The 12,542-nt window shown below is 70.5% G+C and carries 12 protein-coding genes and 1 pseudogene; 7 read left to right on the top strand and 6 right to left on the bottom strand.

Going from position 1 to position 12,542, the window contains the following annotated elements; translation table 11 throughout:
• Window positions 1–64 precede the first annotated feature (64 nt).
• Entirely contained in the window at window positions 65–898 is an 834-nt protein-coding gene (locus tag FEZ32_RS03505; RefSeq protein ID WP_138679932.1) for a sulfurtransferase, read from the top strand.
• Between the two features lie 196 nt (window positions 899–1,094).
• Here the strand turns inward: FEZ32_RS03505 and FEZ32_RS03500 are convergent, their stop codons facing one another.
• Window positions 1,095–2,474, bottom strand: a complete 1,380-nt coding sequence (locus FEZ32_RS03500; protein ID WP_138679931.1) for an NAD(P)/FAD-dependent oxidoreductase — start codon at window positions 2,472–2,474, stop codon at window positions 1,095–1,097.
• A 215-nt stretch (window positions 2,475–2,689) separates the two neighbouring features.
• Between FEZ32_RS03500 and FEZ32_RS03495 the strand changes: the two genes are divergently transcribed.
• The 3 genes from FEZ32_RS03495 (at window position 2,690) to FEZ32_RS03485 (ending at window position 7,311) form a co-directional block, all read left to right on the top strand.
• Window positions 2,690–3,301, top strand: a complete 612-nt coding sequence (locus tag FEZ32_RS03495; RefSeq protein WP_138679930.1) for an NUDIX hydrolase — start codon at window positions 2,690–2,692, stop codon at window positions 3,299–3,301.
• The gene (gene hrpB / locus FEZ32_RS03490; protein ID WP_138679929.1) at window positions 3,298–5,976 is read left to right on the top strand and encodes an ATP-dependent helicase HrpB; all 2,679 of its coding nucleotides are present in this window, start codon (window positions 3,298–3,300) and stop codon (window positions 5,974–5,976) included. Before FEZ32_RS03495 ends, hrpB begins: the two co-directional genes overlap by 4 nt.
• Before the next feature lie 159 nt (window positions 5,977–6,135).
• Window positions 6,136–7,311, top strand: coding sequence for a glycosyltransferase family 4 protein (locus tag FEZ32_RS03485; protein ID WP_028703607.1), 1,176 nt, complete (start codon window positions 6,136–6,138; stop codon window positions 7,309–7,311).
• Between the two features lie 105 nt (window positions 7,312–7,416).
• Here the strand turns inward: FEZ32_RS03485 and FEZ32_RS03480 are convergent, their stop codons facing one another.
• Window positions 7,417–8,004: a DNA-3-methyladenine glycosylase gene (locus tag FEZ32_RS03480; RefSeq protein WP_138679928.1), complete on the bottom strand. Its 588-nt coding sequence runs from the start codon at window positions 8,002–8,004 to the stop codon at window positions 7,417–7,419.
• Between the two features lie 111 nt (window positions 8,005–8,115).
• Here FEZ32_RS03480 and thpR point away from each other — a divergent pair, with 111 nt between their 5' ends.
• Entirely contained in the window at window positions 8,116–8,709 is a 594-nt protein-coding gene (gene thpR / locus FEZ32_RS03475; protein ID WP_036982094.1) for an RNA 2',3'-cyclic phosphodiesterase, read from the top strand.
• Here the strand turns inward: thpR and FEZ32_RS03470 are convergent.
• Together FEZ32_RS03470 and FEZ32_RS03465 are read right to left on the bottom strand one after the other, a co-directional pair.
• The gene (locus FEZ32_RS03470) at window positions 8,688–9,008 is read right to left on the bottom strand and encodes a hypothetical protein (protein ID WP_028703604.1); all 321 of its coding nucleotides are present in this window, start codon (window positions 9,006–9,008) and stop codon (window positions 8,688–8,690) included. The genes thpR and FEZ32_RS03470 overlap by 22 nt on opposite strands.
• Before the next feature lie 156 nt (window positions 9,009–9,164).
• Complete coding sequence (locus FEZ32_RS03465; protein WP_138679927.1) at window positions 9,165–10,172, bottom strand: zinc-binding alcohol dehydrogenase family protein; 1,008 nt, start codon at window positions 10,170–10,172, stop codon at window positions 9,165–9,167.
• A gap of 166 nt (window positions 10,173–10,338) precedes the next feature.
• On the opposite strand from FEZ32_RS03465, the pseudogene trxB reads away from it, so the two are divergent.
• Together trxB and trxA are read left to right on the top strand one after the other, a co-directional pair.
• A pseudogene (gene trxB / locus FEZ32_RS03460) lies at window positions 10,339–11,256 on the top strand (thioredoxin-disulfide reductase); the annotation flags it as partial.
• Window positions 11,257–11,475: 219 nt separating this feature from the next.
• A complete protein-coding gene (gene trxA, locus FEZ32_RS03455; RefSeq protein ID WP_028703602.1) occupies window positions 11,476–11,796 on the top strand; it encodes a thioredoxin in 321 nt (106 codons plus the stop codon).
• Window positions 11,797–12,075: 279 nt separating this feature from the next.
• On the opposite strand, the gene FEZ32_RS13465 is transcribed toward trxA, so the two are convergent.
• Both FEZ32_RS13465 and FEZ32_RS03450 read right to left on the bottom strand, forming a co-directional pair.
• Complete coding sequence (locus FEZ32_RS13465; protein WP_154101205.1) at window positions 12,076–12,231, bottom strand: hypothetical protein; 156 nt, start codon at window positions 12,229–12,231, stop codon at window positions 12,076–12,078.
• A 4-nt stretch (window positions 12,232–12,235) separates the two neighbouring features.
• A complete protein-coding gene (locus tag FEZ32_RS03450; protein ID WP_138679926.1) occupies window positions 12,236–12,493 on the bottom strand; it encodes a hypothetical protein in 258 nt (85 codons plus the stop codon).
• Window positions 12,494–12,542: the final 49 nt, after the last annotated feature.

The following is a 12,542-nucleotide window of genomic DNA, read 5'->3' as shown; positions in this document are numbered from 1 at the left end:
GCCATCGGCCCCCTGTTCGCGGTGGCCCCACCCGTGCACCCCTTCCCGGTGGCATGATCGCGGCATGAACGAGCTGCTGCCCACCCCCGTCGTCACCGTCGAGGAGCTCGCCACCGCCCTGGCCGGCCCCGACGCCGGCCGCATCCTTGTCCTCGATGCCTCGATGGGCGCCGCGCCGACCGCCCCGCACCTCCCCGGGGCGCTGCGCTTCGATCTGGACGGTCCGATGAGCGACCAGACAACCGGCCTGCCGCATACCATGCCCTCCCCTGAAACCTTCCAGGAGGCTCTGCGCGGGTTGGGGATGAACGAGGACTCGCACGTCGTCGTCACCGAGACCGACTCCCTGTTCGCCGCCGCCCGGCCCTGGTGGATGCTGCGCGCGATGGGGATCGACGACGTCTCGATCCTGGACGGCGGCAACCCGGCCTGGCAGCGGGCCGGCCACCGTCTCACCACCGAGAGCACGCCGACGCCGGCGCCCGGAGACGTCGTCCTTCACCCGCGGGAGGGCCTGGTCGTCGACCAGGACTATGTCGAGCAGATCCTCGCCAGCGGTGCCGAGACCGTGGTGGACGCCCGCTCCCGCTCCCGGTTCCGCGGCGAGGAGGCCGAACCGCGACCCGGACTGCGCACCGGTCACATGCCCGGGGCGGTGAACCTGCCCTTCACCGAGCTGCAGGAGGCCGGACGGCTCAGATCGGTCGACGATCTCAGCGCCCGGGTGGACGAGGTCTGCCACCAGCCCGGTGTGGTGGCCAGCTGCGGATCGGGGGTCACCGCCTGCGTGGTGGCCCTGGCCGCGGTGCTGTCCGGACGTCGCACGGTGCGGGTCTACGACGGCTCCTGGAGCGAGTGGGGGCGCACCGGAGGACCGGCCGTCGTCACCGGCGGCTGACACCGCCGTCCCTGCTGGTCGCACCGGGCCGACTGGCATCGCTGCAGAGCCCGCTGATCCCCAGGGCGGGCCCCGCACATGGACCGGCAACCCACTGAAGACGCCGCGGCACCCCAGGAGGACCTGGGGTGCCGCGGCGCTGTTCGAACCGATCAGACTGTCGAGTCGCTCGAGTCGTCCAGTCTGGTGAGGCTGATCAGGCCTTCGGGGCGTCCTTGTCGGAGCCCTTCATCTCCTCGGCGATCTCCTTGCGGAAGGTCTCCGAGTCGCCCTTGCCCGGGTTGCCGTCGGCGGTGAGGACGTCGCCGACGATCGCACCGGCCTCGCGGTTGAAGGTGAGGTAGCGCGAACCCAGGTTGATCATCGCCTGGATGCGGTTGCGGCCGCCCAGCAGGGAGTAGATGTGGATGGTCACCCAGACCAGCCAGGCCAGGAAACCAGTGAACTTGGGACCGTTGGCGAGCTGGACGACGGCGGCATTGCGGCCGATGGTGGCCATCGTGCCCTTGTCGACGTACTGGAAGGTCTCCAGCGGCCTGTTGTTCTCCAGGTTGACGATCTGGCGGGCGATCAGCTGGCCGCCCTGAATCGCCGGCTGGGCCAGCTGGGGAAGTGGGTTGTCGTCGATGATGGCGCCGTCGCCGACCGCGAAGATGCGGTCCTGCCCGTGCACCCTCAGGTTTGAGTCGGTGACGATGCGGCCGCCGCGGCCGGTCTCGAAGCCCCAGTCCATGGCCACCTTGTGGGCCCCGACGCCGGCGGCCCAGATCACCATGTCGGCCGGCAGCTCGTGGCCGTCCTTGAGCAGCACCGAGTCCTCGCGCACCTCGGCGATGGCGGTGTCGGTGCGCACGTCGACGCCGCGCTTCTGGAGCTGGCGGCGGGTGTAGTGGCGCAGGCTGGAGTCGAAGGGGGCCAGCAGGTGGGAGCCCATCTCGACCAGGGTGACGTGCACCCGGTCGATCGACACGTCGGGGAAGATCGCCGGAATACCGACCGACTTCATCTCGGCCAGGGTGCCGGCCGTCTCGACCCCGGTGGGGCCGCCGCCGACGATGATGACGTCGAAGGTCTTGGAGACGTCGGTGTCGAGGGCCTCCAGGTTGGAGAAGATGACGTCGCGGGCGGTCAGCGAGGAGCCGCGGGTGTAGATCGTGTAGGAGTGCTCGGCCGCCCCGGGGGTGCCGAAGAAGTTGGCGCCGACGCCCTGGGCCAGCACGAGGTAGTCGTACTCGATGGGCTCGCCGTTGTCGCAGTGGACCAGGCGGTTCTCGGTGTCGATGCTGGTCACCGAGGCGCGGCGGAACCGGGCGTGGGAGCCGAGCTTGGCGGCGAAGCTGCGCAGCCGGTAGGTGACGTCGCCGGGGTTCAGGCCGCCGGTGGCCACCTGGTACAGCAGCGGCTGGAAGGTGGTGTAGGGGTGCCGGTCGATGATGTCGATGTGGCATCCCTCTGCGGCCAGGGCCTTGGCGGCCGCCATTCCGCCGAAGCCGCCGCCGACGACGGCGACCCGGGGGTGCCGGCTCGTGAACGCCGCGTCGTGACCAAGTGTGGGGAACAGTTGAGAGAGCTGCATCAAGACCTCCGGGATGTCGCTGGGCAGGATTCGCCGGCGCAGGGTACTGGTTGTGCTGAGAACACGTTAGTAGCTGACCCTCACAAAGTGCGATTCTTCACTTCTCGGCAGAGTCCGAGGGGTGGGGGTGTGGCCGGCGCGGCGGGCCGTGGTGTCCGCGGTGCTGCCGCCACGAGGGGTGCAGGGGAGTCGTCTCCCCGCCTAATCTAGCGACTGTGCACCTGAACACCGAGGCCCATGGCCATGACATCACCATCAGTGCCTGGATCTTCCGGAACGTTGACGGCGTCTGGCGGGGTCTGGTTCACAAGCACCGGAAGATGGGGATCTGGTTGCAGCCGGGCGGTCACATCGAGCACACCGAGAATCCCTGGCAGGCGCTGATCCACGAGATGCGCGAGGAGACCGGCTACGAGGTCGGCCAGTTCAACGTCCTGCAGCCGCTGCCGCAGATGCACGACGGCGTGCACGACATCATGCACCCGGTTCCGGCCGTGATGAACACTCATTCCCCTTATCAGGGGCATTTCCACTCCGATCTGATCATGGTCCTCACCACCGATCAGGATCCGGCCCACGACCCGCGGCCCGGGGAGTCCCGCGAGCTCGCCTGGCTCACCCCCCAGGAGTACGCCGTGCACCCCGACGCTGAGCCGGACGCCGTCGCGATCATGACGATGCTGGCCGATCGGGTGGTGGGGTCCTGGTACGAGATCCCGGCCACCCGGTGGAGCCTGCGCGACGCCGAGCCCGAACCGCTCACCGACCGCACGGTCGCCGAGGCCACCGCCCCGGACCCCGAGGACGCCCGGGAGACCTCCTGGTGATCGACCTGGCACGGATCGGCGCCGGACTGCCGGTCGCCGCCCACGCGCACCCACTCAGAGACGGCCTGGCCACCGGCCGCCTGGTCGTCCAGGCCCCGCCGGGCACCGGGAAGACCACCTTCGTCCCGCCGCTGGCCGCCGCGGTCGCCGAGGAGACGGGCCGGCCGGGCAGGGTGATCGTCACCCAGCCGCGCCGGATCGCCGCCAGGGCCGCCGCGCGCCGGCTGGCCGCCCTCACCGGCACCCGGCCGGGCCAGTTCGCCGGCCACACCGTGCGCGGCGAGTCCAGCACCACCCGGGCCACCCGGGTGGAGTTCGTCACCACCGGGGTGCTGCTCTCGCGGCTGCTGCGCGATCCGGAGCTGGACGGCGTCTCCACCGTGATTCTCGACGAGGTCCACGAGCGGCACCTGGACTCTGACTTGGCTTTGGCGATGGTTCATGACCTCGCCGAGCTGCGGGAGGACCTCACGGTGGTCGCGATGTCGGCCACCCTGGACGCCGACTTCTGGGCCGGTCTGCTGGGCTCGGAGGAGCCGGCCGCGGTGGTCGAGATCGGTTCGGTGCTCCATCCCCTGGAGGTCCGCTGGGCACCGGCCGCCGGTTCCCCGACCGATGCGCGAGGAGTGACCCGGGACTTCCTGGGACATCTTGCCGAGGTGACCGCCACCGCAATGCACGACCTCCTCTCCCACCCCGCCGACGGGAAGGCCGGGGAGGCCGGGGACGTCGACCGGTCGGCCGGGACCGGCGGACACCCCTCCGCCCTGGTCTTCGCCCCCGGGGGACGAGAGGTCGACGCCGTGGTGCGCGGGCTGTCGGGTCGTCCCGACCTCGCCGGGGTCGACGTCCTGGCCCTGTCGGGAGGAATGGAGGCCCGCGATCAGGACCGGGCGCTGACCCCTTCGTCGCGCCCCCGGATCGTGGTGTCCACCTCGGTCGCGGAGTCCTCGCTCACGGTGCCTGGGGTGCGTCTGGTGGTCGACTCCGGGCTGTCGCGGGAGCCGCGACTGGACAAGGGCCGGGGGATGACCGGGCTGGTGACGGTCCGCGAGTCGAAGGCCTCGGCCGTCCAGCGGGCCGGCCGCGCGGCCCGGCTGGGACCCGGCGTCGCCGTCCGCTGCCTGCGGGCCGAGGACTGGGCGGGGATGGACGAGGAGACCCCGCCCGAGGTGCGTCACGCCGATCTGGTCGGACCGCTGCTGGCGCTGGCCTGCTGGGGATCCCCGCGCGGGGAGGGGATGGCATTGCCGACCCCGCTGCCGGTAGACCGGGTCGCCGAGGCCGAGGAGGAGCTGCGCCAGCTGGGTGCGGTCGACGCCGACGGACGGGCCACCGCCACCGGACGGGCACTGGCCCAGATCCCGGTCGACCCGCGGCTGGCCCGCGCCCTGCTGGAGTCGGCGGGCAGCATCGGCGCCCGACACGCCGCCGAGGTGGTCGCCATGCTGGCCTCCGACGCCCGCGCCGAGGAGGGCGACCTGGTGGCCCTGCTGAGGTCGCTCAGATCGGGGCGCCACCCGGCCGCACGGGCCTGGCGTCAGCAGGCCGCCCGGCTGGAGCACCTGGTGACGGAGGGCGGGTCCTCGCGAGGCGCTCGTCCCTTGACGGACGCCCATCTCTCGGCAGACCCGCATCCCGCGGCAGACCCGCATCCCTCGACCGACACAGTGGTCGCCACGGTGGTCGCCCTGGCCCATCCGGGCTGGATCGCCCGACGTCGCGCCGAGGGGTCGAGCGGATACCTGCTGGCCTGCGGGACCGGTGCCGACCTGCCCCGCGGCTCACGGCTCGCCGGATCGGCCTGGCTGGCCGTCGCGGAGACCACCCGGTCACCCGGTCGTTCCGGATCCGGGGCTCTCATCCGGGCCGCGGTGCCGATCGACGAGGGTTCGGCGATGGCGGCCGCCCGCACCCTGGACCACACCCAGGACACGGCGGTCTGGCGGTCCGGGAAGGTGGTCGGACGCCGTGAGCACCGCCTCGGCGCCATCGTGCTGACCTCCACCCCCACCCGGCCCCGGCGCGCTCTGGCCCGTCCGGCGGTGCTGGAGGGCCTGCGCAGCGAGGGGCTGGGTCTGGACCCGGCCCGTGGACACGGGATGTTCGTGTGGAGCCGCAACGCCGTCGAGCTGCGGAACCGGCTGGGCCTGCTGCACCGGGTGATGGGCGATCCCTGGCCGGGAATGGACGAGGAGACCCTGGTGGCCCGCGCCGAGGAGTGGCTCGGACCCGAGATCGACGCGCTGGCCCGGGGTCGGTCGGCGGGCGGGGTCTCGATGGCCTCGGCGCTGCGACGTCTGCTGCCCTGGCCGGCCGCCTCACGGCTGGACGAGCTGGTCCCCGAGGCCGTCCAGGTGCCCACCGGATCCCACATCCGGCTGGACTACCCGCCGGTGGACTCCGATCTGGCACCGGTGCTGGCCGTCAAACTCCAGGAGTGCTTCGGCTGGTCGCACGGCCCCACGGTGTGCGACGGCCGGGTGAAGGTGGTCCTCCACCTGCTGTCGCCGGCCCGCCGGCCACTGGCGGTCACCGACGACCTGGCCAGCTTCTGGCGTCACGCCTACCCGCAGGTGCGCGCCGAGAACCGCGGCCGCTACATCAAGCACCCGTGGCCCGAGGATCCCCTGTCGGCCCCACCCAGGCGGGGAACGACCCGGTCGGGACGCTGAGCCCCGCGGACCGCGGTCCCGCCGCCGAGCGGGGCCTGTGAACCCGGAGTGCTCGGTCCGGCCCCCGGGTCCGGGTGAGCCTTGAGGCGCGACGCCGGGCCGCGCCGGGCGGCGTCCGGCCCGTTAGGCTGGGGCCACGCCGTCACGCCAGGAGGACAGATGCCCAACCGTCGGGTCACCGTCATCAACCATTACGCATTTCCCCCGGGATCAGGCGGCATCACCCGCAACTTCGACATGTTCTCCCGGCTGAAGCACTGGACCCCGCACTTCTACGCCGCCAACATCAACCACACCAGCGGCCAGAAGATGACCGTCGACGATCCCCGCTACACCCTGGTGCCGATTCCCCAGTACTCCGGCAACGGCGCCAAGCGGATCCTCGGCTGGGTGGCCTTCGCCGCCGGCGCCGGGGCGCGCGCCCTGGTGCGTCCCGCCGACGTCATCTTCGCCTCCTCCCCGCAGATCCTGGCCCCGGCCGCCGCGATGGTCGTCGCGAAGCTGCGACGCAAGCCCTTCGTGGTGGAGGTCCGCGATCTGTGGCCCGACTCCCTGGTCTCGGGCGGGGCGGTCAAGGAGGGCTCCCTGCTGCACAAGATCCTGGTCGGCCTGGAACGGACCATCTACGCCAACGCCCGCCAGATCGTCGTGGTGCCCAGGGGCTGGGAGGAGCACTTCGAGGAGCTCGGGATCAACACCGACAAGCTCACCGTGGTCCCCAACGGCGCCGATCTGGCCGAGTACGAGGTGCCCGAGAGCCGCGACGAGCTGCGCTCCCAGTACGGCATCAGCGGGTTCGCCGCGGTCTTCTCCGGCACCCACGCGAACTACGTCGGGCTGGACCTCATCATCGACGCCGCCCAGAAGCTGCCCGACGTCAACTTCCTGCTGGTCGGCGGCGGCGCCCGCAAGCAGTGGGCCATCGACGAGGTCGCCGAGCGGGGGCTGACCAATGTCACCTTCCACGACCAGGTGCCGAAGTCGGAGCTGGTGCGGATCCTCAAGGCCTGCGATGTCGGCCTGCACACTGTCACCCCGCAGAAGGTCTTCAACAAGGGGATGAGCCCCAACAAGCTCTACGACTACATGGCCGCCGGGCTGGCGGTGGTCAGCAACGCCAAGGTGCCTCTGCGCGACGTCATCTCCGACGACGAGGTCGGTGCGGTCGTCGACCCCTACGACCTGGTGGAGGGGATCTCGCGGGTGCGCGACGCCGACCAGGCCACCCGGGACCGGTGGCACGCCCGCGGTCACGACCTGATGGCCCACCAGTTCAGCCTCCAGGCCAGCGTCAACAAGCTCGAGGCGGTCCTGGACAAGTCCCTCTACCGGTAGTCTGCGGCTCCGTTTCGGACCACGGGTGGCGGCCCGATTCCGGGCGGCTCACGGGCGGATTCGGGACGCCGTCGCCGTCGACGCCACGCTCAGTGACGCCACCCCTCAGTGACGCCGGCCCGACACGGTGGGCTCGCCGGGGATGATGAACCGCCAGGGGGTCTCGGCATTCTTCGAGATGCCGATCCTGGTGGTGATCCTGGCGGCCACCGGTGCCGAGGGCGCCTCCAGGCTCCAGTCGGAGGAGGTCCCGTCGGTGGGTGGCGCAAAGCCGTCCAGCGCCAGGGCCATCCCGGAGTCGGCGAGTTCGACGCCGAGTGCCTGGCCGAGATTGCCCGGCCCGCTGGCCAGCTTGCGGTCGGGCGCTTTCGGGCCGCGCCTGTCCCGGACGATCTGGGTTCCTCCGACCACCTCCCCGGCGCGCAGCAGCACTCCGGAGGCAACGCCGTCGGGGGAGCAGATCACGTTGATGCAGTGGTGGATCCCGTAGGACAGGTAGACGTAGAGCCGGCCCGGAGGACCGAACATCACCGCCGCCCGGCCGCCCGGTCCGTTGAAGGCGTGGGAGGCCGGATCCACCAGGCCCATGTAGGCCTCCACCTCGGTGATCCGCACACTCACCGGACCGTGCCGGATGATGGCCCCCAGCAGATGGGGGGCGACATCAAGGGCAGGTCGGGACAGGTCGATCACCCCTCGAGAATAGGGCGGGGACAGGACCCTTCTCGGGGCGCTGAGGTCGGCCGGGGCTATGAGATCGACCGGGTCCTTGAGAATGGCCCCCGGCTGACCGAGGATCGATCCATGGGCAGCCGAATGTACGTGGCACTGGTGCCGCCGGCCGAGGTGCTGGAGTCCGTCGACGACCTGGTGGAGCGGATGCGCGAACGACAACGTCCCCAGGACCCGCGGCGATTCCGGTGGATTCAGCCCGGGGACGCCCACATCACCCTGGCCTTCATGGCCTCGGTCGCCGATCCGGAAGGCCTCGCCGACTCCCTCACCGCCGACCTCGAGAGAGTCCCTCCGGTGGAGATCGGCCTGTCGGGATCGGGTGCCTTCCCGGACCCGGTCTCCGGGCGGATGCTCTGGCTCGGGATCGCCGACCCCACCGGGCGGCTGCCCGGACTGGCCCGCACCATCAGATCCTCGGCGCACAGCGCGGGGGCCCAGCCCGAGGTCGGCGCGTTCAGCGCGCACCTCACCCTGGCCCGGTGCCACCGTGGTGATCTCACCGCTGAGGTCGACTCCCTGTCCGGATTCAGTCGACCCCCGTGGCGTGCCCGAGAGGTGACCCTGCTGGAGTCACACCTGAGCCGTCAGGGGGCCCGCCACGAGGTGGTGGCGGGGATCCGGCTGAACGGCCTCGACAGGACTCAGTTCCGGTCTCCGAGGTAGTGGGCGGCCGCGGTGATCGCCGAGGTGACCACCAGCACCGAGGGCCACGCCCCGATCCTCTTGGCCAGCGGGTGGGACAGTCCGAAGGCAGCCAGGTAGCCGGCGCTCAGCGCAGCGGTGGTGGCCGGTCCCTTCCTCGCCAGCCAGCTGCGTCCCGCCAGGACGCCGGCCGCCGCCAGCACCACCCCGCCGATCGGGCGGATGCCGGTGGCACGGGCGATCTGCCACCCCCCGATGAGCCCGGCGGCGACCACCGGTGCGGTCTTGAGGGATTTCGGGTCTTTCGCACAACACGTCATGTCGCCCAGCTTAGGGACGGCCTCACCAGGCGTCGGCCTCGGCTGTGCTCTACCAGGCGTCGGCCTCGGCTGTGCTCTACCAGGCGTCGGCCTCGGCTGTGCTCTACCAGGCGTCGGCCTCGCAGTGCTCTACCAGGCGTCGGCCTCGGCTGTGCTCTACCAGGCGTCGGCCTCGACGACGACCTTCCCGATGGTGTGGCCCGACTCGACCAGCTCGGTGGCCTCGCGCAGGGTGGCCGCGTTGATCCCCTTGAAGCACTTGGTCATCGTGCTCCGCACCTTGCCGTTGTCCACCAGATCGGCCACCCGGGCCAGGATCCGGCCCTGCTCGGCGATGTCGGAGGTGTGGAACTGGGTGCGGGTGAACATCGACTCGGCGACCATCGACAGGGACTTCGGCTTGAACGCATTGGTGTTGAGACTGGGCATCGCGTCGATCACCACCAGACGCCCGAAGGGCGCCATGATCTCGGCGAAGTCGGCCTCGCGTCCGGACGAGTAGGCCGACAGAATCCCCTGGAACCCCTCCACCCCCAACTGCTGGACCTGCTCGGCCAGCGGACGGTGGTGATCGATGGTGGCGTCGGCCCCGAGCCGGCGGCACCACTCGTCGCTCTCGGTGCGCGAGGCGGTGGCGATCACCGGCCCCTGGGTGAGGACCCGGGCGAGCTGGATGGCCATCGAGCCGACCCCGCCGGCCCCACCGACCATCAGGAAGGCGTCGTCGCCGCCCAGGTTGATGTGCTCGCACAGCGCCTCGGATGCGGTGATCGCGGTGAGCGGCAGGGCGGCCGCCGAGGCGGCGGCCAGCGTCCCCGGACGCCGGGCCGCGACCCGGTGGTCGACGAGGGTGTAGCGGGCATAGCTGCCCTGCCGGGTGCGGTCCCCGGCGAACCACACCTCGTCACCGATGGCGAAGTCCTCCACCGCCTCGCCGACGGCCCTCACCTGGCCGACCCCGTCGAATCCCAGCACCAGGGGCTCGGACGGGGTGCCGGCGCCCTGACGGATCTTGACGTCGATCGGATTGACGGAGATGGCCCGGATCTCGATGAGCAGGTCATTCTGGCCGGGAGTCGGAACGGGCAGGTCCACGTCGACCAACGAGTTCGGGTTCGTGATGGGCAGCGACTCGGTCACCGCGACGGCAGGCATGGTGGGCATGGTCCCACGCTAACCGCCGGCGGACCGCCGGTCACGACGGGGTGCCGCTGGAGCGGTCCGGGACCACTGCGGGGCGACCGGCGGGAATCACTCGCCGCGCTCCCGCGTTGGTCTGAGTGGTGGGCCAGGCCGTAATCTCTGGTTCTCAACACTCGGAAGGGCAACCATGCGAGACGTCATCATCATCGGGTCCGGCCCGGCTGGGTTCACGGCGGCGATCTACGCTGCACGGGCGAACCTGTCGCCGCTGCTGATCGCCAGTTCCGTGGAGGTCGGCGGTGAGCTGATGCAGACCACCGAGGTGGAGAACTTCCCCGGATTCCCCGAGGGGATCATGGGCCCTGACCTGATGGACCGGATGCAGAAGCAGGCCGAGAAGTTCGGCACCGAGATCGTCTACGACGACGTCACCGCCCTCGACATCGCCGGACAGGTGAAGTCCGTCACCACCGGCGAGGGGCAGACCTACCAGGCCCGCACCCTCATCTACGCGACCGGGTCGGCCTACCGCAAGCTCGGCTGCGAGCGGGAGACCGAGCTGTCGGGCCGGGGGATCTCCTGGTGCGCCACCTGTGACGGAGCCTTCTTCCGCAACCGCCACGTCGCCGTCATCGGAGGGGGCGACTCCGCGATGGAGGAGGCCACCTTCCTGTCCCGGTTCGCCTCCCAGGTGACCGTCATCCACCGCCGGGACGCGCTGCGCGCCTCGGCGGCGATGGTGGAGCGCGCCAAGGCCGATCCCAAGATCGACTTCCGCTGGAACTCGACGGTCTCGGCATTCCAGGGCGACCAGAAGGTCACCGGGCTGGTGCTGCGCGACACCGTCACCGGGGCCGAGACGCCGATGCCGGTCGACGGCGTCTTCGAGGCCATCGGCTCTGACCCGCGCACCCACCTGGTGCATGGACTGCTCGACCTCACCGACGCCGGGACGATCGCCGTCCAGGGGCGCAGCTCGCGCACCTCGGTGCCCGGGGTCTTCGCCGCCGGGGACGTCGTCGACCCGACCTACAAGCAGGCGGCCACCGCCGCCGGATCCGGTGTCGTCGCCGCCCTGGACGCCCAGGCCTACCTGGCCGATCTGGAGGACAAGGCCCCGGCCCAGATCCAGGACCGCCCCCAGGTGGAGGACGCCGCCGGGAACACCGCGACGTCCCGCACTGTTGAGACAGAGGACGTCGAGACGGCGGACAGGGCTGGGGCGCACGCCTGAGCGGTCCGCCCGACACGCGGGATCGTGCCTGCCGGCCGGTACCGCGACACGTGAGTCATCAGGAAGAACACCATCCAGGAGGTATCTGAAATGTCCATTGAGGTCACCGATGCCAGCTTCGACGCTGACGTCCTGAAGTCCGACAAGCCCGTTCTGGTCGATTTCTGGGCCAGCTGGTGCGGCCCGTGCCGCCAGGTCGGCCCGATCCTCGAGAAGATCGCTGACGAGCACTCCGACGCCATCACCCTGGCCAAGGTCGACGTCGACGCCAACCCGGCCACCGCCCAGCAGTACGGGATCACCTCGATCCCGGCGATGTTCGTGTTCAAGAACGGCGAGGTCGTCAAGAGCTTCGTCGGCGCCCAGCCCAAGCCGGCCCTGGAGCGCGCCCTGGCTGAGTTCATCGGCTGAGGGTTCATCGGCTGAGGGTTCATGGTGCTGGGGGCATGGGTCTGAGACTCATGGTCTCGGGATTCATGGGCTCGAGGGTTCCTTGGCCCGGCGATGCCCCGAGCCGTGCCTTGAGGGGCACAGATGGCCCCGACGGATCACTCCGTCGGGGCCATCGTCTGTTCCGGGCGGATCGGTCCCGGCCGACTCATGTCAGGTGGCTCGAGACAGTCGGCCACCAGACAGCCAGCATGCCTCCATGCCGGCACCCTCGACTCCATCGGGGCCATTCGGCCCGGGTTATTCGGTGCGGTGACTGTCGGGGCCGGACTTCTCGATGGCGTCACTGCGGTTCTGGCGCGGGTACTCGCGGTGGAACATGTCTCCGATCTGACTCCAGGCCGCGAGTACGGCGAGTCCGATGCCAATGATGGTGCCGACAACGGTCACGACCATCGGTTCAGGCCGCCTGGGCGATCGTCACCTGAGCGGTGTTGTCGCGCGCCGTGAGGAGCTTGGAGACACCGTTGAGGAAGTTCTTGTACTGGGCCATGCCGGTGATGAGCTTGGGGCCGACGGGGATGAAGCCCATGTACTTCTCCTGGCTGGTCTTGTAGGTGTCGAGACCCCCGACCACGATGTGGGTGTGCCCCGAGGAGTCCGACGTCGCGCGGGCCTTGAAGGTGCACAGCTCGATGAGGTTCTTCCCCGAGTTCATGGCCAGATCCAGTTCGGTGTCGGAGCGCCGGACAATCTCGACGTGTGCG

This window comes from Acidipropionibacterium jensenii (assembly GCF_005890135.1).
Taxonomy (GTDB): Bacteria; Actinomycetota; Actinomycetes; order Propionibacteriales; family Propionibacteriaceae; genus Acidipropionibacterium; species Acidipropionibacterium jensenii.
The sequence above is the reverse complement of the archived record's forward strand: the minus strand, read 5'-3'. Positions and strand labels throughout refer to the sequence as shown.